The organism is Hyphomicrobium sp. (assembly GCF_009026145.1).
Classification (GTDB): domain Bacteria; phylum Pseudomonadota; class Alphaproteobacteria; order Rhizobiales; family Hyphomicrobiaceae; genus Hyphomicrobium_A.
In genome coordinates, this window is the sequence record NZ_WBUE01000001.1 from 194159 (window position 1) to 215557 (window position 21399).

Sequence of the window (21399 nt, forward strand, 5' to 3'; positions counted from 1 at the left end):
TTGCCCCGCTCTGCGCAACTGACGCGATCGATGTCCGTTGCTGCAGATCAAAATCGACAGAAGTGTGGACGCTCGGCCGAGCTCTTAGCTGCCCTGTGCCGTCTGCATAGCAGTAGGCGCAGCGGACAGCCGCGCCACCATCGCGTCGGCGATCTCGCGCGAGCCTTGCACGACGGCGTTGGCGCCGTAGTTCGACAGATAGGCCGCCTCCGCATCAGAATGGGCGTGCGCGACGATGAAGAGATCGCGATTGGCAGCGCGCGCCTGCGCGACGATCTGCCCCGCCTCGAAAGCGGCCGGCACGGCGACGAACAGAGCGTTGGCGCGCGCCAGATTGGCGGCCGGCAGCGCCGCCGGCGCGCTCCCGGCAACGGCCTCGATGTTGCGGGCCCTCAACTTGGCGACGACGTCGTCCTTCTCGTCGATGACGAACAGCGGCACGCCCCCTCTTGCCAGCGCCTCGCTGAGCCAAAAGCCGATGCGGCCGCAGCCGACGATCACGGTATGCCCTTGCTGTTGCGTAGCCTCGATCTCGTCACCGCCGGCGGGTTCTTGCGCCGGCGGGCTGGCAGGCGGCGTCGCTTCGCGCGCCTCGAGCCAGGGCTTGAGGCCGTCGAGCGCGAAGAACAGCAGCGGGTTGAGCAGGATCGAGATGATCGCGCCGGCGAGAATCAGCTCGCGGCCAAGCGGCGGCAACAGGCCGAGCGTCACGCCGAGGCCAGCGAGTATGAAAGAGAACTCGCCGATCTGCGCCAGGCTGACGGCGATGGTCACCGCCGTGCCGAGCGGGTAGCGAAAGGCGAGCACGATCAGCAGTGCGGCGAGCGACTTGACCACCACGATGATGCCGACCGTCGCCAGCACGGGAAGCGGATCGCGGACGAGGATCATGGGGTCGAACAGCATGCCGACCGAGATGAAGAACAGCACCGCGAAGGCGTCGCGCAACGGCAGCGTCTCGGAGGCGGCCTGCTGGCTGAGCGTCGATTCGCTCAAGATCATGCCGGCGAAGAAGGCACCGAGCGCAAACGAGACGCCGAACAGCTGCGCCGCGCCATAGGCGCAGCCGAGTGCAATGCTCAACACCGCGAGGCGGAACAGTTCGCGCGAACCGCCGTGCGCGACATAGTGCAGGATCCATGGAATGACGCGTCGGCCAACAATGAGCATTATGGCAATGAAAGCGGCGACCTTGGCCACCGTCAGCGCGAGCGTCTGGAAGATCTCCGATGCAACGGACGGCGTGGCGCTACCGAGACTGCCGTCGAGCAACGGCACAAGGGCCGGCAGCAGCACCAGCGTCAGCACCATGACGAGATCCTCGACGATCAGCCAGCCGACGGCTATGCGCCCGCGCTCGGTGCTGATGACGCGGCGCTCCTGTAGGGCGCGCAGCAGCACGACGGTGCTCGCCACCGAGAGCGCGAGGCCGAAGGTGACGCTGGCGCCCATCGACCAGCCGAGCATGTGGCCGAGCCAGGCGCCGAATCCCGTTGCTACGGCGATCTGCGCGATGGCGCCGGGGATGGCGATGGCCCGTACCGACCATAGGTCCCTCAGCGAGAAGTGCAGCCCGACGCCGAACATCAAGAGAATGACGCCGATCTCGGCCAGCTCGCTCGCCAGCGCCTGATCGGCGACGAATCCGGGCGTATGGGGTCCGAGGGCAACGCCGGCGAGGAGGTAGCCAACCAGCGGAGAGACGCGGATGCGCTGCGCGATGGCGCCAAGGAAAAACGCGAGACAGAGTCCGATGACGATGGTGGCGATCAGCGGTGTGTCGTGCGGCATTCCTCGGGGCGCCCTTGTTCGGGGTTGAGGCGCCACTGTAAGGACTGATGCTGAAAAAGCACCCCTCCTCGCACAGGTGCGGAGCTGTGCGAGTCTCTACTTAGGGGAAGGGGCTTGACTTAGGGGAAGGGGCTTGGTTCGTCGCAGGGTCGCGGTTCAAGACGGTGCGGAAGCCGATGTGGCTGGTTCCGAGATCGATCTCCTGCGGCTGGCGCGCGCTGGCGCGATAGCGGGCGCAGAAGTTCCCCGCGCACAGGAACGAGCCGCCCTTGATCACCTTCATCGGTGTGGCCCCCGGGGCAAGGCGCACCTGCATGAGGTTGGGGCCCATGGGATTCGTCGCCGGCGCGCGCTGATGGCCAGCCAAGTACCAGTCGCTCGTCCACTCCCACACGTTGCCGATCATGTCGTAAAGGCCGAAGCCGTTGGGCTTGAAGCAGCCGACCGGCGCCGAGCCGGCATAGCCATCGTCCTTGGTGTTGAACACAGGGAAGATGCCTTGCCAGGTGTTGGCCGCCGGCTTGCCGTCGGCATCGAACGCGCCGACCACCTCGGTGGCATCCTCGCGTCCGCCGCGCGCCGCGTACTCCCATTGTGCCTCCGTCGGCAGCTCGCGCCCCAGCCATTTGGCGAAGGCCAGCGCATCCTCGTAGGCGATGTGCACGACAGGATGGTTCTCGCGTCCGGCGATCGATGAACCGGGCCCTTCCGGCTGGCGCCAGTTGGCGCCTTTCACGTACCGCCACCAGCGGGTGATGTCGCCGCCTTCCTTGGGCTGCACGAACACCGCCGAGCCGGGACCGCTGACCTCCTCGTCCAGCTTCTTCGCGGCATCGGGTCCGTGCTCGGCGCGCGTTACGTAGCCGGTGGCATCGAAGAAGCGCTGAAATTGCGCGTTGGTCACCTCGTGTACATCGATCCAGAAGCCATCGACGCGCACGAGGTGCGTCGACCGTTCCTCCAGCTCGCGGCGATCGGAGCCCATGGCAAACGCGCCGCCAGGCACGAACGCCATGCCGGCCGTCTCGCCGCTGCCCACGGCCGCGGGGGATACGGAGCACACATTGGGTTCGGACCTTGCGGCACCACCGGCTATGCCGACTATGAGGACGCCGAGGATTGCTGGGGCGTTGATGCGTAGGACTTTCATGATCACCCGTGCCGTCCGGAGAATCAGTTGTCGGCGGATATTAGGGGCTCTCGGGGAAATAACGGAGCGTGCTGCGGCAACTCGCAGCCCATTCCTCCTTGGTCATTTGCGTCTGCGGCACCCACTCTTTCATGCACTCCGCGATCTCCTTGGGGGTCTCAGGATCGTTCTTCCTGGACTCCTTCAAGATCTCTTCGGCCTCGCTCGGCGCGTCCTGCTTTGGCTCTGAGCTTTGCGCCCGTGCGCGATCACCCGACGCGGCCAGCAGCGCCACGGCAAGCGCGGCGGACACAATACGACGAGCTGGATCGATGAGCATGGCGACCTCCAGCCGTCTTCAGCTTGCACCTCACTGCAAGCATTTCCGCACAAATTGAATCCGCTCGATCGGATCGAGCTTTTGCGCATCGGCCTGCTTGCGGCAGTCCTCTCTCTTGTCGAGCCGCTCTTCCAATCGTTGAACCAGACTGAGATCTCCCGAGACCGGTCCGTCCGCGGCAGCCTTCATCGCGCCCTCCAGCTTCTTGATGTCCTCGGGCGTAAGCTGCGGTCGATCGATCCTGATCGTCAGCTTGTCGAGCTTCGCGGTCAGCGCGAACGGCGGCTGGTAGTCCGCGTCGTTCACGCCGGTCAGTGTGTCGGAGCCGATGTCGAAGCTCTCGTCCCACTGCAGGATCATCGGCAGCGTCTTCGGCATCGTCTTGGTATCGACGACCTTGCCGTCTACCTTGAGCGTACCGGTACCGGGGCGGCCCACGCCGCTGAAGCTATTGAAGGCCAGCGTGCCTGGGCCCATGCCGTCGTACTTGAAATTGAACTCGACGGTATGCTTGCCGGGTGTCAGTGCGTCGGGGCCTTCCCACTTGATGCGCTCCAGGTCCAGCATGTTCCACAGCCACACCGGCTTGCCCTTGAGCAGGTAGAAGCCGTAGCCGGCGAAGCGCCCGCCCGAAGTCAGCATCATCCCCTCGGCACCGCCCTCCGGCACATCGATATCGGCAGTGACCGTGAAGGAGGTGTTGAGCAGGAACGGCGAGTCGCCCTGCGGCAGGCCGACCATCGGCCGCGTGTAGACAGACTCACTGCGGCCCGCGGTGATGTTCGGCCGTGGCGCGACGATGCGCGCCGCTACCGACGCGTCCAGCGGGAAGACCTGATACTTCCTGGCCTCCGCAATGAACGCCTCCTTCATTTCCTCGACCTTCTCTGGGTTCTTTGCGGCAATGTCGTTGGACTGGGTGAAGTCCGCGCTGAGGTCGTAGAGCTGGAACACCTGGTTGTTCAGCGGATCCGGATTGGCCGGGCCGAACGCTTCCCAAGGCGCACGATTGACCTTGGTGCTGAGCAGCCAGCCGTCCTTGTAGAGCGCCCACTGGCCCATCATCTGGAAGTACTGAGTCGTATGGCGCGCCGGCTCCTTGGCGTTCTCCGCGTCGAAGGTGTAGGCGAAGCTGGTGCCCTCGATCGGCGCCTGCTTGATTCCATCGACCACCTCCGGCGCGCGGATGCCGGCGGCCTCGAGGATGGTCGGCACGACGTCGATCACGTGCACGAACTGCTCGCGCAAGCCGCCCTTGTCCTTGATGCGTGCCGGCCACGACACCGCCATGTTCTGGTTGGTGCCGCCCAGCCGTGACGCGTTCTGCTTGAACCAGTCGAAAGGCGTATCGAAGGCCCACGACCATCCTGCCGACATGTGGTTATACGTCTGCTCGGTGCCCCAGACATTGTACCATTTCATCTGCTCCGCCACCGGCATCATGCTGACACCGTTGAACCAGGCGACCTCGTTCGGCGTGCCCAGCGGTCCGCCCTCGGCGCTCGTGCCGTTGTCACCGTTGATATAGATGACGAGCGTGTTGTCGAGCTTGCCGAGGTCCTCGAAGGCCTGAACCACGCGCCCGATCTCATGGTCGTTGTAGGCGGCATAGGCGGCGAAGATTTCGACCTGGCGGATGAAGAGTTTCTTTTCCTCCGCGGTGAGCTCATCCCACGGCTTCAGTATCTCATTCGGCCAGGGCGCCAACTGCGAATCCTTCGGGATCACGCCGAGCTTCTTCTGGTTCTCGAAGATGCGCTCGCGCACCTTGTTGTAGCCGTCGTCGAAGAGGTGCATGGCGCTGATCTTGTCCACCCACTCCTTGGTCGGGTGGTGCGGCGCATGCGTGGCGCCGGGCGCGTACTTGATGAAGACCGGCTTCGAGGGATCGGTCTGGTGCATCCGCGTCATCCAGTCGATCGCGTCGTCAGCCATGGCGGTAACGAGGTTCCACGTTCCGGGCGGCTTGCCCTGAAAGGGGTAAATCTGCGTGGTGTTGCGGAAGAGGTTCGGCTGCCATTGGTTGGAGTCGCCGCCGACGAAGCCGTAGAAGTATTCGAAGCCCATGCCGGTCGGCCACTGATTGAAGGGCCCGACCTGGCTGGCAGCGAACGCCGGCGTGTTGTGGTCCTTGCCGAACCACGACGTCGCATAGCCGTTATCCAGCAGGACGCGGCCGATGGTGGCCCTGTCCTCGGCGATGATGCTGTTGTACCCAGGGAAGCCGGTCGACTGCTCGGAGACCACGCCGAATCCCGCCGAGTGGTGGTTGCGCCCGGTGATCAGCGCGGCGCGCGTCGGCGAGCACAGCGCCGTCGAGAACATGCGGTTGTAGCGCAGACCCTCGTTCGCGATGCGATCCATGGTCGGCGTGGGGATCACTCCGCCGAACGTGCTCGGCACGCCGAAGCCGGCGTCGTCGGTGATGATCAGAAGTACGTTGGGCGCACCCGCGGGCGGCACGATGCGCGGCGCCCACCAGGGCTTGGATTGCAGGGCATCGTCCTTGATCACGCCGCCGAATTTCGGATCGGGTGCGGGGAGTTCCTCTCCACCGATCGTCGTCGTGGCGCTCGGCGAGCCCGGCACGCCGGTCGTCTGCTGCCCCAGCACCGGCGTGCAGACAAGGAGCAGCAGGCTGAGGCTGGAGAAAGTGAGCAACGTCGTTCTCATGGCAGCCGTCTCCTCTTCCAGGATGGGCCCCGCGGGGGTGCTTCTGCCGGGCCGAGCAGATGCGCGGCGGTCGAGACGAGCGGTGATGTCATCAATGGAGGGGGCGCCGCGGGCGCAGGCCGCAAGGCGGAAACCGGCAAGCGCGCAGCGCGCGCAATAACCTATGCCAACTGAACGCATTTCCAGCCTCGCACTGGAATGCGTAGTGTCCGGCCCCATCTAGCGCGGCTTCAAGGTGCGAAGAGTGCGCTCTGAACGACCGCGGCGTCTAGCGGCTGCCGACCGAATTGCTTAACGCATTGGAACGGCATCCGCCTACTCGCCGCATCGCCTACGGCAGCGGAGCGTCCGACGCGCATGCCGGCATCCTCTACGGTGTCGGGCGGCCGAGGCCGTTCTTCTCCAACTGCTCCCTCTTCATCTCCTGCACCTTGGGAATGAGGTCGTAGACGGGCGGGTTGTTGGACAAGAAGCCGATCTTGAACTGTGGCGGATACTTGATCAGCTCCTTCAAATACCAGCCGGAGGCGGCCATCAGCGGCACGCCCATCGGGATGTGCCGGATGCCGACGCTCACGTCCTCTTTGGGATCGGTATAGAGGTTGAAGAACACGGCGCCGCCGGTGTCGGTGAAGATCGAGCCCGTGAAGCCGCCCCAGTCGCCCTTCTGCACCACCGCGTTCTCGATCTCGCCGGTGACGACGCCCTTGAACTCGTCGATGCGCATCGCCGAGTAGTACTGGTTGAGCGTGTAGGGCCGGCTGCGACGCGCCGAGACGCCGCCGTCGGCGACGAGGAACGCGGCCTGATCGACGCCGTCGATGTAGGTCGTCTTGGAAAACAGCTTGGCGAGTTCGGCCCCAGGCACGCCGGCCAGCGACAAGGCGGTCGGCAGGAAGTCGGCGTGATCGAACAGACCGTCCGACTTGCGCGGCTCGATCATCCCCTTCCAGTAGGCGAACGTGGGCACGCGCACGCCGCCTTCCCAGCTCGAGCCCTTGCAGCCGCGGAACGGCGTGCGCCCGTGCGGCGGGATCTCGCACTCGGGGCCGTTGTCGGAGGTGAGTACGATGAGCGTGTTCTCCAGCTCGCCAATGTCGGTGAGCTTCTGGATGAGCTTGCCGAGCGTGTAATCCATCTGCACCATGCAGTCGCCGTACACGGTGCGCGACAGCGACCGGCCGGCCCACTCGTCCGACGGATAGTTGTCGAAGTGGCAGCCGCGCGTCGCGTGGTAGAGGAAGAACGGCTGCCTGGAGCCCTGCATCTTCTGCAGGAAGTCGAGGCTTACGCTCAGCCAGTGCTTGTCGAGCTCCTTGACGTAGTTGAGCTCGATCAACTTGCCGTTCTCGCACTTCTCCTTGTCGGCCGCCGTGCAATGCACCTCGTAGTGATTGAACGCATCGTCCTCGAGCATCTTGAAGCGCTCGGGGCTCAGCGCGATTTCGGGGTTGAAGTAGACGTCCCGCCACTCGGTGTACATGTCGGAGACGCCGAGGAAGCCGACGTAGTCGTCGTAGCCGACGTTCTGCGGCAGCGAGCCCTTGTTCTCGCCCATGTGCCATTTGCCGACGCCCTGCGTGACATAGCCGTACTGCTTTAAGAGCAGCGGCATGGTGATGGCGCCGTCGAGACCGCCCGCCTCGCCGTACATGGGCGGGCGCAAGATGCCGTGGTGCAGCGGGTTCTGGCCGGTGTGGATGGTGGCCCGCGTCGGCGAGCATGATGGTGTCGAGTACGCCGAGGTGAGGATCAACCCCTCGTTGGCGAGCTTGTCCATCACCGGCGTCGGATTGCCGACCGCCGCGCCGCCGCCGTTGAAACCAGGGTCCATCCAGCCAACGTCGTCCATCAGGAACAGTAGGATGTTCGGCTTCTTGCCGGTCTTCTTCTCCAGCGCCGCGAGCTTCTCGCGCGCCGCCTTGTCTTGCTCGGGATGCAGCACCACCGGATACATGTTGTCGGCCGGCTTAACGTCCTGCAGGTGAATATACTGCTCGGGGTGGCTGAAGCCGCGGGCGGTCGTCGGGCCGGTGGTCGCTCCGCGAATGTTCTCGGCGGCCCCTTGGGCAAATGCAGAGGGTGATGCGACGGCCAGCAGCGCGGTCAGCAGGGCGCGGAAAAACAACGGCTTCATGGGTGAAGCTCCATTTTGGCAATGGCCACGGGCGGGCGCGCGATAACCGATGCGCGGGCGCGCTGCCCAGTTTTGGACGCCCCTGCACCCTAAGCCCGACATGCTTAATAGGTTGTATCCTGACTGTGCCTCAATCGGACGACGATGGTTGGGGGTCGCTCGGCGCCATGCTAAGCCAACAGTCAAAGTCGCGTGGGGGAGACGCTCCAATGTCTTTGCAGAAGAAGACCGTAGCCATCGCTATGGCGGCGATCACCGCTGCCGGCGCGCAGCCTGCGCTCGCCGCCGAGTTCACCTTCAACGAGAAGACGAACGCCGACCTCGCCAAAAAGCTGAAGATCCCCGTCTACTTCGCCGTGCCGGCGAGCGCCCGCGCGAGCCTGCCAAAGGACATCAAGACCACCGACAAGCTCATCGACTTCAAGCATCCCGACGCGCTGAAAGCGCAAGGCGACGTCGGCTTGCGCCTCGTGGTCGCCAAGCGCTCCGGCCTCGCCAAGCGCCTCGGGCAGAGCGGCCTCGTGCAGACCGGCGACATCCTGCTCACCTTCCGCACCGAGTGGGGCGGCGCCGGCGCCTACCCGAACATCCAGATGGGTATCAGCCACACGGGCTTCGCCTACGTCGGCAAGGACGGCGTGGTGCGCAACCTCGATAACCCGCTCGATGGCGAGTACGTCGGGCGCGGCGACCTGACGAGCCAGCACTACCGCACGCTCAACTACCTGCACATCATCCGCCCGCGGAGCCTAACGGACGCGCAGAAGGCCAACCTCTATGCGTGGGCCAAACGGCTCAACGACAACTCCAAGAGGGTCTATCCGAGCCAGATCAGCTTCAACCAGGACTACAACGCGCCGAAGTTCCGGCCCGGGCGCCCGCTGACCTTCGTCAAGGAGTTCGGCCAGATCGCCCTCGGCCAGGGCAACAGCGGCAAGCCGCTCGACCTGTACTGCTCGGAGTTCGTGTGGTCGCTCCTGTCGCTGCGCAATTGCGATCCGGCGAAAAGCGACGGCGACTTCAACGGCAGCCGCGTACCTTCCTGCATCAAGGAGCCGATGGAGCCGATGAAGGCCACCGGCAACGTGCTGCCGAACCACGGCCGGAGATCCTATTCCGGCCTCGCCGACGGCCCGCTCCTCGTCATCGACCAGATGGACCTGCCCGACGATCAGCGCCGGCCGCTGCTCGACAGCATCTTCGTCGAGAATCCCGCCGGCCTCGCCAACATGTCGGTGGGCCACCGCAAGGTCGCCGAGGAGATGCAGCCGCGCTTCGAGCGCTTGAAGAACTACTACATCGGCATGACCGGACGCATGTGGCAGCACTGGCGTGCGCGCCTCATCGGCACCGGCTTCAACTGGGCGGGCATCGCCGAGAACTACTCGCCGACGTCCTACCTCATCAACTCGCTGCTGCCCGCCAATAACAACAATCGCACCATGGACTACGTGGCCACCGTGGTGATCGAGTAAGCGGGCGCGTCCCAAGCGGGGGCGCGGCAGGTAATGGACATCGACCGCCGGCAATTCGTGCTCGGGGCGCTCGCCGCCTCTTGCGCTGCCGTGGAGCCGGCAGGTGCTGAGCACGCCGCGCCCGTCTTTATCGGCGACATGCACTCCCACCTCTTCTTCTTCGGTAACAACACGCCGGCCAAGAAGCCGCTCGGGCGCTCGATGGCGGCGGGCAACGCCACGCTCGTCGCCTGGTCGCTGGTCGGCGACGTGCCGTGGCTACGCATCACGGGCAAAGGCATCAAGCAGAAGGGACAGCCGAGGCGCGGCGAGGCCATCGCCTGGTTCGAAGACGATCTTGCCCGCATCAAACAGCACATCGCCGATGAGAACCTGAAGCTCGCGCTCACCCCCGCAGACGTCGACAAGGCGCTCGCCGGGGAGCCGCACGTCGTGCTGACGGTCGAGGGCGCCACCTTCGTCGAGGACAATACGGCGCCGCTGGCGCATGCCTACGAGCTCGGCGTGCGCAGCGTGCAGCTCGTGCACTACATCGAGAACCCGCTCGGCGACTTTCAGACCGAGGCACCGCAGTACGACGGTCTCACCGACCTCGGCCGCCAGGTGATCGAGGAATGCAACCGCCTCGGCATGCTCGTCGACCTCGCGCACTGCACCGACATCGCCGCGCGCCAGGCGCTGGAGGTGGCGACGCAGCCGCTCGTCTGGTCGCATTCGTCGGTGACACGCACCCGCCAGCCGAACTGGAAGATGCCCGTCTGGCAGGCGCGCCAGCTCTCGCTGGCGACGGCGAAGCTGATTGCGGAGAAGGGCGGCGTCGTCGGGGTGTGGCCGATGCGTGCCGACGTCGGTGCGACGCCGGAATCCTACGCGCAACGAGTCTGGGAGCTGGGCGAGTGGCTGGGCGACGATCATGTCGCCTTCGGCACCGACATGAACGCTATCTCGCGCCCGGCCATCGCCAGCTACGCCGACCTGCAGAAGGTTGTGCGTTACTGGCAGAAGGCCGGCTTTCCTGGGGAGAGCATCCACAAGCTCGCCATCGGCAACTTCGCCCGCGTCTTGAAGACCGCCATGTCTGCCCGCCAGGCTTGAGAGCGGGGCAACGATCTCGCGCCGCCCCGCTTCGACTTCAGAACTTCACGGTGACGCCGGCGTTGAACGAGCGTCCCTCGCCGGGCACCGCGCCGATGCGACCCATCTGGCCGCCGGCCTTGTAGTCGGCCCAATCGACGCCGCCGAGCGGCGGGTAGTAGAGCTGGTCGAACAGGTTGTCGACGCCGAGGTCGAAGCGCATGTTCTCCCATTCGTAGCTCGTGCGCATGTTGACCAGCGCGTAGCCCGGCGTCACCGGCTCGTTGCGCAGGTCGTTCACGTCCGATTTGCGGCTAGCCGCCACCAACTCGAGCGCGCTCGACCAGCCGCCGAGACGGTGCTGCAGTGCCACCCGGGCGTTGAGCGGCATCATGTGATAGAGGCTGTCGCCCGTGTCGAGGTTCTCGCCGTTGACGTAACCGACGACACCCGACAGGTCGAAGCGTCCGCTCTCCCTGCTCTCAAACAACACGGTGGTGCCCGACACGTTGACGCCGTAGAGGCGCGCATCGTGATTGGCGAAACGCAACTTGACGAAGTTCGCATTCGATTGCGTGGCCACGAAGTCGGCATCAATGTAGTCCTCGACGTACGTGTAGTAGGGCGTGACGTGGAGGGCCCACTCGCGGTGCGCCCTGTCGTGCCAGCCCGTCGTGACGCTCACCGTGTTGGCAATCTCCGGTTCGAGATCGAGGTTGCCGATGTAGCCGTTGGCATCCCCGTACCAGCCGATCATGTTCGCGGCCATGTTGCCGCTGCTCCAGGCATAGCGTTCATAGAGGTTCGGCGATCGGGTCTTGCGCGCATAGCCGAGCTCGTAGATCTCAGTCGCCGAAGGCTCGTACCGCGCCAGCGCCGTGACGTCGAAGTTCGCATCGGTGCGAGAGTGATCCTTGGCATTGAAGGCGGCCGCGTCCGCGGCATACATCATGCTGTAGCCGACGACATCGCCCGTATCCATCCACACCATGTCGTTGCGCACGCCGAGCAGCGTCGACCAAGCGCGGTCCCACCGATGCTCCCATTCGACGAAGGTGCCGAGCCGGTCGCGGCGCCCGTCGTTGATGTTCCAGAAGGTGTCCGGACCCATCATCGGCGCCTTGTTCGGAACCGGCGGCCACCAGTCGTCGAGGCCCTGATGATGGAACTCGCTGCCGACGCGCAATAGGTCGACGCCAGAAAGCGGAATCTCTGCCTTCACCGAGTAGCCGGCGTCGGTGCCGTCGGTATACATCGGCATATGCCCAGGCTGCTTGTCCTCGAGGATGTCCATCTTGTGCTTGGTGCTGTGATAGAAGGCGCGCGCATCGAGCAGTCCCCAGTCGAAGCGGCCCACATAGCGCGCATTCAGGAGCCAGGCCTCGTTATCGACCATGTCCATGCGCTGGTTGACGAAGCCCTGGTAGGGAATCGCCGCGTAGGTACCCTGCACGATCAAGAGATCATCGGCATCCTTGGCAGCAAAGGTCAGCGCATGGTTGCTCGCCTGATATAGTGTCGAGCGCACCTCGCCGCCGTCATCGCCGCGCTCGTAGTTGTCGGCCTTCGTCCACGCACCCGCGTAGCCGATGCTGACATTGCGCGTCGCCGCCGTGGCGGTGGCAGCGGTGCCGATCTTGTCACCGTTGCTGTGGTAGAAAGCCGAGATACTGCCCGCTGTGCGGACGCCATCGCCGTCGGCAAATTGCGGCACGGCGGATTCAACGATGATCGTGCCGCCGAGGCTATCGCCGCCCTTGCTGACCGGGGTGACGCCGGCGATCACGTCTGCCACCACCACCTGTGAGGGATCGATGTAGGAGAGCGGTGGATTCATGTGATTGGAGCAGGCGGATGTGACTACCATTCCGTTGAGAAGAATCTTCACCCGGTCGTCGTTGAGGCCGTTTATCGCCGGCAGGCTGGAGACACCGCCCGCGCCGAAGATACTCACGCCGGGCGCCCGGCTCATTATCTGCGCGGTGTCGCTCGTCGATGGGAGCTGGGACCGGATAGCCGTTTGATCGAGCCGCGTCGTGTTGAGCGGCACCGCGAGACCCTTCGCGCCGACGCCGATATCGGCAGCGCCATGTCCCATGGCGGCATGGTCTGCGTCCGCATCCTCGCCGATAGCGCCCGAGGGCTCCTGCGCCGTTGACTTCTTCTTGGCGACCTTCTTGACCGGCTTTTTTGGCTGAGCGGTCTGCTCGACGATCACTGGCGGCAACGGAGCCGCCGTATTTTCCTGCGCGGATGCTTGTCCGCTTGCCGTAACTGCAACGATTGCGACCACACTCGCGCAAACGAGCGGTGCGCCAGAACTCCGATACATGAACGCTACTCCCCGACACGATACTGAGCGACCACGCACGGTGACCGGCGCGGCTACGCGTTAGACGGCTTTGGCGTGGCCAGGGGCTGCTCTGGTGGAGAGCGCATAGCCCCGTGATCCTACGCTCTCAGGCTCGGGAAGGAGGTCCGCGACTTCTGGGTGAAAGCGCTGCCGCACCTGCAACATCCTCGCGCAAGGCGAGTAACGCGGGCGAGCGCAACGGCATGGGCGCCGCCACGACCAGTGGCGCCGGAGCCAGAGCAAACTGGAACGCCGCAAGGCCCTTGCAGATGGGGCAGCTTGTAGTCGGCGCACCGGGAATGGAGGGGGAGCCGCCGCTCTGCGTACCGCTGCTGCAGATCAACTCCGCGGCGGCACCGAACTCGGCGCCAAAGAGCTGGCGCTCGAACTGCGATACGAGATGCCAGGGCAGCAGCAGCGCATAGAGCGCAATGCCGACAAGCGCGCAGGCCGCGGCCATCCGCCTATACGTACGCTGAACTCCCCATCCCATTTCTAATGGGTAACGGCGTTACGCAGCCGCGTTCAAGCGTCAGCGCGCCGCATCACACCAGATGCGAAGCGGCGCTGTGGCGGCGCGGGCACAAACTGCCAAATCTTCCTGATGCACATCAGAGAATGAACTTCGACAGGTCGGCGTTCTTGGCCAGATCGCCGATGCGCGAGTTGACGTAGTCGGCATCGATCACCACCGCCTGCCCGCCGCGGTCGGAGGCGTCGAACGAGATCTCGTCGAGCACGCGCTCCATCACCGTCTGCAGCCGCCGCGCGCCGATATTCTCTACCGTCGAATTTACCTGCACCGCAGCGTCCGCGATGGCGTCGATGGCGCTCGGCTCGAAGCTGATGGCGAAGTTCTCCGTCGCCATCAGCGCCACGTACTGCTTGATGAGGCTTGCCTCCGGCTCGGTGAGGATGCGGCGCAGATCCTCGCGCGTCAGCGCATTTAGCTCGACGCGGATGGGCAGGCGACCCTGCAGCTCCGGCAGCAGATCGGAGGGCTTGGCCACGTGAAAGGCACCCGAGGCGATGAACAGCACGTGGTCGGTTTTCACCGGACCGTACTTGGTCGAGATCGTCGTGCCTTCGATGAGTGGTAAGAGATCGCGCTGCACGCCCTCGCGCGAGACGTCGCCGGTGACGCGACCGACATCGGAGCGCGAGCAGATCTTGTCGATCTCGTCGAGGAACACGATGCCGTTGTTCTCGACCGCGTGGATCGCCTCGCCGACGATCGCATCGTTGTCGATCAGCTTGTCGCTCTCCTCGGCGATGAGCACGTCGTAGCTGTCGGCGACGGTAACGCGGCGCGGCTTCGTGCGCTGCCCGAACGCCTTGCCCAGCATGTCGCCGATATTGATGGCACCAATGGAGGCGCCGGGCGCACCGGGAATGTCGAACATCGGCAATCCGGCGCCGGGGGACTCGGAAACCTGGATCTCGATCTCCTTCTCGTTCAGCTCGCCGGTGCGCAGTTTCTTGCGGAAGGCTTCGCGCGTTGCCGGCGAGGCCCCCGGCCCGACGAGGGCGTCGAGTACCCGCTCCTCGGCGTTCTTCTCGGCCCGCGCGCGCACGTCCTTGCGCTTGACGTCCTTCACCAGCGCCAACGCCACCTCGACGAGGTCGCGGATGATTGAGTCGACATCGCGCCCGACGTAGCCGACCTCGGTAAACTTCGTCGCCTCGACCTTGATGAACGGCGCTCCCGCCAGCTTGGCGAGGCGGCGCGAGATCTCCGTTTTGCCGACGCCCGTCGGCCCGATCATCAGGATGTTCTTCGGCAGCACCTCCTCCTTCAGCTCGCCCGTGAGCTGCTGGCGCCGCCAGCGGTTGCGGAGGGCGATGGCGACGGCGCGCTTGGCATCGCCCTGACCGACGATGTAGCGGTCGAGCTCGGAAACGATCTCACGCGGCGAGAAGTGGGTCATGGCAGCCTTCAGGCAGAGACGAACTTGAGGCCGACGATGCAGCCGACGAGCGCGAACAGCAGCATGAGCCGCTGCGGTGTCGCCGCCTCGCCGAAGGCCCACACACCGAGTACCGCGGTCCCGGCCGCGCCAATACCCGTCCATACGGCGTAGGCGGTGCCGAGAGGTACGCCTTCGAGGGATCGATTGAGGCAGTAGAGACTGGCGCCGGCCAACAGGAAGAACGACAGCGTCGGGATCATGCGGCTGGGGCTGAGCCCGGCGGAGTAGCGGAAAACGGTGGTGGCAGCGACTTCGAGGGCGCCCGCAGTCAGGAGGTAGACCCACGCCATTACATTGTTTCTCCGTGCGGCGTTGCTGATGTTGCTCCTACCGGGTGGACGGCAGGCTTTCGATGACGATGTTGTCGTTGGTGTAGACGCAGATCTCGGCGGCGATCGCCATCGCCTTGCGGGCAATCGCCTCGGCGTCGAGCGGCTCATCGAGCAGCGCGCGCGCCGCGGCGAGCGCGTAGTTGCCGCCCGAGCCGATGCCCATGACGTGCCGCTCCGGCTCCAGCACGTCGCCGGTGCCGGTGAGCACCAGCGTCGTCTCCGCGTCGGCCACCAGCATCATCGCCTCCAGGCGGCGCAGGTAGCGGTCGGTGCGCCAGTCCTTAGCCAGCTCGACACAGGCGCGGGTCAGCTGCCCAGGGTACTGCTCCAGCTTGGCCTCCAACCGCTCGAACAGCGTGAAGGCATCGGCCGTGGCACCGGCAAAGCCGCCGATGACGCCGCCTTTGCCGACGGTGCGCACCTTGCGGGCGTTGGCCTTGATGATGGTGCCGCCGAGGCTGACCTGGCCATCGCCGGCGATGACCACACGACCATCTTTACGAATGGTCAGTATGGTAGTGGCGTGCCAGGAGCGCGGCTCGTCCGCGTGAGGGCCAGAAGTTTGCATTGCATTAGCATCCGGACTGCGGGCTTGTGGCCCGCGCGCCGCATGGGGCGGCTCTGGAACGGCAGGGCTCAAGCTGATAAACGCTCGGTTCCGGCGAGGCAAGCTCAGCCTAAGAGGCCTAAATTGAAGCGGCAGGCGACAATTTCCCGCAAGACCAAGGAGACCGAGATCACGGCCAGCGTCGATCTCGACGGCTCCGGCGCCTTCGACATTCAGACCGGCATCGGCTTCCTCGACCACATGTTGGAGCAGCTCGCCCGCCATTCAATGATCGATATCACCTTGAAGGCGAAGGGCGACCTGCACATCGATTTCCACCACACGGCCGAGGATACCGGCATCGTGCTGGGGCAGGCCGTGGCCAAGGCGCTCGGCGACAAGAAGGGCATCACCCGCTACGCCGACGTGCACCTGCCCATGGACGACACCCTGACGCGGGTCGCCGTCGACATCTCGGGGCGCCCCTACCTGGTGTGGAAGGTGGAATTTACGAAGCCCAAGGTGGGCGAGATGGACACCGAGCTGTTCCGCGAGTGGTTCCAGGCCTTCGCGCAGAACGCCGGCATCACACTGCACGTCGAGAACCTCTATGGCGAGAACAACCACCACATCGCCGAGACTTGCTATAAGGGCCTCGCGCGCGCCCTGCGCAAAGCCAGCGAAACCGACGCGCGCCAGGCAGGCCGCGTGCCGTCGACCAAAGGCACGCTAGCTGGCTGAGCTTCAACTGCCTACGAGGACCGGCGTGGTCATCTACAGCGTGCACGAGCCGCCGAATGTTTCGGCCGACCGGCTTGAGAGCGCCGAGCAGCTCGTCTTCGTCAAGGACGGCTTCTCTTGGTTCGCCGCCGCGCTGCCGCCCATCTGGCTGCTGATGAAGCGCATGTGGCTGGAGTTCGCCATCTACGTCGGCGCCACCGGCCTTCTCGTCTGGGCACTGACCGCGGCCGGCGCCGCCGATCTCGCCAACGCCATCCTGCTCGCCGCGCAGATCGTGTTCGGCTTCGAGGCCGGCGCCCTCTACAGCGCGGCGCTGGAGCGGCGCGGCTGGCACCTCGTCGGCACCGTCGCCGGGCGCAACAGCGAGGATTGCGAGCGCCGCTTTCTCGAGGTGTGGCTGCCGACGCGCACCGAGATCCCGCGCCTCGGCTCCGGCCCCGCAGCGCCCGTCGCCGGCCCGACGTGGGCACAAACGGCGCTGGCGCAGGCGAAAGACGCGATCGCGCGCGGTCGCCGCGCCTGGGCGAGGGCATAGGCCAAGATGCAGCGCGTCGCCATCATCGACTACGGCTCGGGCAACCTTCACTCCGCGGCCAAGGCGTTCGAGCGCGCCAGCCGCGAGAGCGGTGCCAAGGCCGAGATCACCGTCACCGCCGACCCCGATATCGTTGCCGCGGTTGACCGCATCGTGCTGCCCGGCGTCGGCGCCTTCGCCGACTGCAAGCGCGGCCTGGAGGCGGTGCCCGGCATGCGCGAGGCGCTGGAGGAAACCGTGCGCGTCAAAGGGCGCCCGTTCCTCGGTATCTGCGTTGGCATGCAGCTGATGGCGACGCGCGGCCTGGAGTTCGAGGTTACCGAAGGTCTTGGCTGGATCGCCGGCGAGGTGCGCCATATCGAGCCCAGCGACAAGACGCTCAAGATCCCGCACATGGGGTGGAATACGTTGAGCCTCGTCACGCCGCACGTGCTGCTCGATGGCATCGCGACCGGACCTGAGGGCCTGCACGCCTATTTCGTGCACTCCTACCACTTCGTGCCCGAGGATCGTTCCGCCGTCGTCGCGGAGACCGATTACGGCGGGCCGGTGACGGCGATGATCGCGCGCGACAACATGGCGGGCACGCAGTTCCACCCGGAGAAGAGCCAGACGCTCGGCCTCAAACTGATCGCCAACTTCCTGAGCTGGAAGCCGTAGGGCGGGAGCATGGCGCTCTAATGAGTTTGTCATCCTCGGCCCAGGCCCGAGGATGACACTGGTGCTGGCTTACGAACAAAAGGGGCCCGATCTGCGGATCGGGCCCCGACGCTTCACGCATTACCGGAGGGGGAGAGAGACTAAGAGAGAACTCAGCACGCTTCGGCTAATGGCAGCTCCTGCTGATCGTCGACGAACGGCGCCGGCATGGGGAAGGCGATGACGTTGGTGTCCCCGCCCGTCTCGACCCCCGCGCGGCGCTGACGGAACCAGCGCAGCGCCGTGTTGGTCAGCACCGCCTCGTCCCGCGTCGCCTGGATCAAGAGCCCGTCGTCGGGATCGAGCAAGCCGCGCAGCTGCGCCTCGATCTGCTCCTCGCGCGCCTCGGTACGCAAGTACCAAGTCTGCTCCAGGGGCCGGGCCCAGGACTGCCCGATGGCCATGATCTGCTGCGCGAGGATGTGCTTGTTACGGTGCGGCTGGGCCAGGTCGTAGGAAATGATGAGGGTGCGCATGGCGGTGTCTCCTGGCTGTGGCTTCACGGGGGGAGACGCGAAACTAGTCCCGGATTGCGCTGCATTTGCGGCTGCGAACGTAGGGAGAACATCGCACGAATCATACTGTTTGTCCAGCGTTTGTTCTCTCCCCGTTCTGATGTATCAAGGCCGCACCTGCAACTCCTCGAGCATAGATAGCTGGTCGGGGTGAGGGGTACGCACATGGCGCTGGTGTGGCCCGAAGTCGACCCGATCCATGAGGCTGGGATAGCGCCGCGCGAATACCTCCAGCGCCTTGGGGCGCGCCTCCGGAAAGCGTGCGCCCTCCCAGATCTCATAGAGCCGGCGCGGGTCGCAGCCGTAGCGGTTGACGAGATCCTTGCGGCGGATGCGCAGCCAGCGGGCGATCCAGATATCGACGGCATCCGCCTCGGTCAGCGGATGGCGGGCAACAGCGGGCGGAACGGCTTCAAGAAGTGCAACGGCCATGACGATGACGCTCGGTAACGCGCGGCCTTGACTTATCCAGCCGCTGAACCTCTATCGCCGACAATAACAGCGAACTGATGGCTTGCGGTCCATGCGAAGGTTCGTGCGGAGCACGGCTGCGCCGTGACGCTCTGGCATGACGCAGCCGCCTTTTCGCACCAACACGCACATTGCGAGAGCGCCAGTGATCCTCTTTCCCGCCATAGACCTCAAAGACGGCAAGTGCGTGCGCCTGAAGCTGGGCGAGATGGACGCCGCTACCGTGTTCAACGACGACCCGGCGGCGCAGGCGCGGACGTTCCAGGAGCAGGGTTTCAAATACCTGCACATCGTCGATCTCAACGGCGCCTTCGCTGGCCGGCCGGTCAACGAGGACGCGGTGGACGCCATCCTCGAGGCGATCACCATCCCGGCCCAGCTCGGTGGCGGCATCCGCGACATACAGACCATCGAGAAGTGGATCGACAGCGGCATCGAGCGCGTCATCCTCGGCACCATCGCCGTGCGCGACCCCGAGCTCGTGCGCCGCGCCTGCGTCGAGTACCCGGGGCGCATCGCCGTCGGCATCGACGCCAAGGGCGGCAAGGTGGCGGTCGAAGGCTGGGCGGAGACCTCCGAGCTCACCGCCGAGGAGCTGGCGAAGCGGTTCGAGGACGTCGGCGTCGCCGCCATCATCTACACCGACATCGAGCGCGATGGCATCCTGAAGGGCCTCAATCTCGAAGCGACGGCGAAGCTGGCGCGATCAACCAGCATTCCCGTCATAGCCTCCGGCGGGCTCGCCTCGATCGAGGACGTCAAGGCGCTGCTGAAGCCCGAGTATGCTATGCTCGAAGGCGCCATCACCGGCCGCGCGCTCTACGACGGCCGCCTCGACGCCAAGCAAGCCCTCGCCCTCATCGCGAGCAAGTCATGAGCGACCCGAATACTTTCTCAGAGCGCGGCCAGGAGCCGTACCGCGATATTCCCACCGATCCGGATGCCTTCCTGCAGTGGGCGTCGCGCCAGCCGCGCGAGGCGGGCCGCTTCGAGCTTTCCAACGGCAAGGTGACTCGTACCGTGATCAACGTCACACGGCGGCACGCGGTGGTGTGCTCCAATATTAGCTATGACCTGATGAGACAGCTGAACCGTGATCGATATGTTATTGCGGTAGGCGACTTTGCCGTGCGTACGGGCAATGGTGTTCGGAACCCCGACGTAGTCGTCGACGAGGCGAAGCCCAGTGGTTCGGAGCTTTGGACCTCAAAGCCGATCCTCATTGCAGAAGTACTGTCGCCATCTACGTCCGCGCTTGATTTCACCACCAAACAGCGCGAGTGCACCGCCATTCCTTCCCTACAAACGTATCTCGTCTGCGGCCAAGACGAGCCGCGTGCCTGGGTGTGGGCAAGGAAGCCGGACGGCTCGTGGCCCATTGATGCGGCGATGATCGAAGGCCGCGACGCATCCATTCCGCTGAGCGGCCTCGACATCGAAGTCTCTATGGCCGCGATCTTCCGCGGCATTCCCGACGCGCCGACGCCTGAGCCATGCTGAAAACACGCATCATTCCCTGCCTCGACGTCAAGGACGGCCGCGTCGTCAAGGGCGTCAACTTTGTCGACCTCATCGATGCCGGCGACCCGGTCGAAGCCGCGGCGGCGTATGACGCGGCGGGCGCGGACGAGCTTTGCTTCCTCGACATCACCGCGAGCCACGAGGACCGCGACAACATTTTCCACGTCGTCGAGCAGACGGCCGAGCGCTGCTTCATGCCGCTCACCGTCGGCGGGGGCGTGCGGACGATCGAGGACATCGGTCGGCTCCTCAATGCCGGCGCCGACAAGGTGTCGATCAACACCGCGGCGGTGAAGAACCGCCAATTCGTCAAGCAGGCGTCGGAGAAGTTCGGTGCCCAGTGCATCGTCGTCGCCATCGACGCCAAGCGCGTCTCCCAGCCCGGCGAGCCGCCGCGCTGGGAGATCTTCACCCACGGCGGGCGCACGCCGGCCGGCATAGACGCCATCGAGTTCGCCAAGGAGGTGACGGCGCTCGGCGCCGGCGAGATCCTCCTCACCTCGATGGACCGCGACGGGACCAAGGCCGGCTTTGATCTCGAGCTGACGCGTGCCGTCTCCGACGCGGTGACCATTCCGGTCATTGCCTCGGGCGGCGTCGGCACGCTCGATCACCTCGTCGAGGGCATCACGCAGGGTCACGCCAGCGCCGTGCTCGCCGCGTCGATCTTCCATTTCGGCACGTATTCGATTGCCGAGGCCAAGCAGCACATGGCGGAGGCCGGCATCGCCGTCCGCCCCGCCGGCTGACGGCCCATCGGCAGAATGGGATAGGCGCGTCGAGGCGGCCTAGGCGCTACGCTCGCAAATCTAAGTGTCATGCGCGGGCTTGTCCCGAGAACCCAACTCTCCATTTGCGCCGGCGCCAAAGCCGTCACGCCAACCTCGGTGCTACGGACTTAAATTGTTCGACGAGTTGATCGTCCAGGGTCCAGATGGCCTGAGGGGCTTTCTTTGCCTCTCGACCGCCTCCTCCCTACATTGGGAATGCGCTGCACCGTGGGTCCTCGGGGTCATGCCGAAAGCATGCCTCCGGCATGGCCCGAGGATGACAGCGAGGTGGGGCGGCGCTGTCGGCACCAACATCGATCATTTGA

The 21399-nt window shown here is 65.2% G+C and carries 20 protein-coding genes; 8 read left to right on the forward strand and 12 right to left on the reverse strand.

The window, feature by feature from the left end; all coding sequences use genetic code 11:
* Positions 1 to 84 precede the first annotated feature (84 nt).
* From ybaL to F9K20_RS01050, 5 genes are all read right to left on the reverse strand, one after another.
* Positions 85 to 1791 carry a YbaL family putative K(+) efflux transporter gene (ybaL, locus tag F9K20_RS01030; protein WP_290996960.1) on the reverse strand — a complete coding sequence of 569 codons (1707 nt, stop codon included), beginning with the start codon at positions 1789 to 1791 and terminating at the stop codon, positions 85 to 87.
* A gap of 100 nt (positions 1792 to 1891) precedes the next feature.
* Positions 1892 to 2941 carry a formylglycine-generating enzyme family protein gene (locus tag F9K20_RS01035; protein WP_367115810.1) on the reverse strand — a complete coding sequence of 350 codons (1050 nt, stop codon included), beginning with the start codon at positions 2939 to 2941 and terminating at the stop codon, positions 1892 to 1894.
* Positions 2942 to 2981: 40 nt separating this feature from the next.
* Positions 2982 to 3260: a hypothetical protein gene (locus tag F9K20_RS01040; RefSeq protein ID WP_290996961.1), complete on the reverse strand. Its 279-nt coding sequence runs from the start codon at positions 3258 to 3260 to the stop codon at positions 2982 to 2984.
* Positions 3261 to 3290: 30 nt separating this feature from the next.
* The gene (locus F9K20_RS01045; protein WP_290996962.1) at positions 3291 to 5933 is read right to left on the reverse strand and encodes an arylsulfatase; all 2643 of its coding nucleotides are present in this window, start codon (positions 5931 to 5933) and stop codon (positions 3291 to 3293) included.
* Between the two features lie 370 nt (positions 5934 to 6303).
* A complete protein-coding gene (locus F9K20_RS01050) occupies positions 6304 to 8070 on the reverse strand; it encodes a sulfatase-like hydrolase/transferase (RefSeq protein ID WP_290996963.1) in 1767 nt (588 codons plus the stop codon).
* Between the two features lie 209 nt (positions 8071 to 8279).
* On the opposite strand from F9K20_RS01050, the gene F9K20_RS01055 reads away from it, so the two are divergent.
* On the forward strand, positions 8280 to 9545 hold the full coding sequence (locus tag F9K20_RS01055; protein WP_290996964.1) for a hypothetical protein: 1266 nt from the start codon (positions 8280 to 8282) through the stop codon (positions 9543 to 9545).
* Positions 9546 to 9578: 33 nt separating this feature from the next.
* Positions 9579 to 10640: a membrane dipeptidase gene (locus F9K20_RS01060; protein WP_290996965.1), complete on the forward strand. Its 1062-nt coding sequence runs from the start codon at positions 9579 to 9581 to the stop codon at positions 10638 to 10640.
* Positions 10641 to 10677: 37 nt separating this feature from the next.
* Here the strand turns inward: F9K20_RS01060 and F9K20_RS01065 are convergent, their stop codons facing one another.
* The 5 genes from F9K20_RS01065 to hslV form a co-directional block, all read right to left on the reverse strand.
* Positions 10678 to 12837 (reverse strand): TonB-dependent receptor, encoded by a 2160-nt coding sequence (locus tag F9K20_RS01065; RefSeq protein ID WP_290997123.1) that lies wholly within the window; start codon positions 12835 to 12837, stop codon positions 10678 to 10680.
* 241 nt (positions 12838 to 13078) lie between these two features.
* On the reverse strand, positions 13079 to 13432 hold the full coding sequence (locus F9K20_RS01070) for a DUF2946 domain-containing protein (protein ID WP_290996966.1): 354 nt from the start codon (positions 13430 to 13432) through the stop codon (positions 13079 to 13081).
* Positions 13433 to 13583: 151 nt separating this feature from the next.
* Positions 13584 to 14900, reverse strand: coding sequence for an ATP-dependent protease ATPase subunit HslU (hslU, locus tag F9K20_RS01075; RefSeq protein WP_290996967.1), 1317 nt, complete (start codon positions 14898 to 14900; stop codon positions 13584 to 13586).
* Positions 14901 to 14908: 8 nt separating this feature from the next.
* Positions 14909 to 15232, reverse strand: coding sequence for a multidrug efflux SMR transporter (locus F9K20_RS01080; RefSeq protein WP_290996968.1), 324 nt, complete (start codon positions 15230 to 15232; stop codon positions 14909 to 14911).
* Between the two features lie 37 nt (positions 15233 to 15269).
* Positions 15270 to 15842 carry an ATP-dependent protease subunit HslV gene (gene hslV / locus F9K20_RS01085; protein WP_290996969.1) on the reverse strand — a complete coding sequence of 191 codons (573 nt, stop codon included), beginning with the start codon at positions 15840 to 15842 and terminating at the stop codon, positions 15270 to 15272.
* A gap of 123 nt (positions 15843 to 15965) precedes the next feature.
* Here hslV and hisB point away from each other — a divergent pair, with 123 nt between their 5' ends.
* From hisB to hisH, 3 genes are read left to right on the forward strand one after another with little or no spacing between them, the layout of a single operon-like run.
* Complete coding sequence (hisB, locus tag F9K20_RS01090; protein WP_290996970.1) at positions 15966 to 16562, forward strand: imidazoleglycerol-phosphate dehydratase HisB; 597 nt, start codon at positions 15966 to 15968, stop codon at positions 16560 to 16562.
* 25 nt (positions 16563 to 16587) lie between these two features.
* A complete protein-coding gene (locus F9K20_RS01095) occupies positions 16588 to 17097 on the forward strand; it encodes a DUF2628 domain-containing protein (protein WP_290996971.1) in 510 nt (169 codons plus the stop codon).
* A gap of 6 nt (positions 17098 to 17103) precedes the next feature.
* Positions 17104 to 17757, forward strand: a complete 654-nt coding sequence (hisH, locus tag F9K20_RS01100; RefSeq protein WP_290996972.1) for an imidazole glycerol phosphate synthase subunit HisH — start codon at positions 17104 to 17106, stop codon at positions 17755 to 17757.
* A gap of 152 nt (positions 17758 to 17909) precedes the next feature.
* Here the strand turns inward: hisH and F9K20_RS01105 are convergent, their stop codons facing one another.
* Both F9K20_RS01105 and F9K20_RS01110 read right to left on the reverse strand, forming a co-directional pair.
* Positions 17910 to 18272, reverse strand: a complete 363-nt coding sequence (locus tag F9K20_RS01105; RefSeq protein ID WP_290996973.1) for a hypothetical protein — start codon at positions 18270 to 18272, stop codon at positions 17910 to 17912.
* Between the two features lie 144 nt (positions 18273 to 18416).
* Positions 18417 to 18743: a hypothetical protein gene (locus F9K20_RS01110; RefSeq protein WP_290996974.1), complete on the reverse strand. Its 327-nt coding sequence runs from the start codon at positions 18741 to 18743 to the stop codon at positions 18417 to 18419.
* Between the two features lie 184 nt (positions 18744 to 18927).
* Here F9K20_RS01110 and hisA point away from each other — a divergent pair, with 184 nt between their 5' ends.
* From hisA to hisF, 3 genes are read left to right on the forward strand one after another with little or no spacing between them, the layout of a single operon-like run.
* The gene (gene hisA, locus F9K20_RS01115) at positions 18928 to 19659 is read left to right on the forward strand and encodes a 1-(5-phosphoribosyl)-5-[(5-phosphoribosylamino)methylideneamino]imidazole-4-carboxamide isomerase (protein WP_290996975.1); all 732 of its coding nucleotides are present in this window, start codon (positions 18928 to 18930) and stop codon (positions 19657 to 19659) included.
* Positions 19656 to 20282, forward strand: coding sequence for a Uma2 family endonuclease (locus F9K20_RS01120; protein ID WP_290996976.1), 627 nt, complete (start codon positions 19656 to 19658; stop codon positions 20280 to 20282). The genes hisA and F9K20_RS01120 overlap by 4 nt, the downstream gene beginning before the upstream one ends.
* Positions 20276 to 21052: an imidazole glycerol phosphate synthase subunit HisF gene (hisF, locus tag F9K20_RS01125; RefSeq protein WP_290996977.1), complete on the forward strand. Its 777-nt coding sequence runs from the start codon at positions 20276 to 20278 to the stop codon at positions 21050 to 21052. Before F9K20_RS01120 ends, hisF begins: the two co-directional genes overlap by 7 nt.
* Positions 21053 to 21399: the final 347 nt, after the last annotated feature.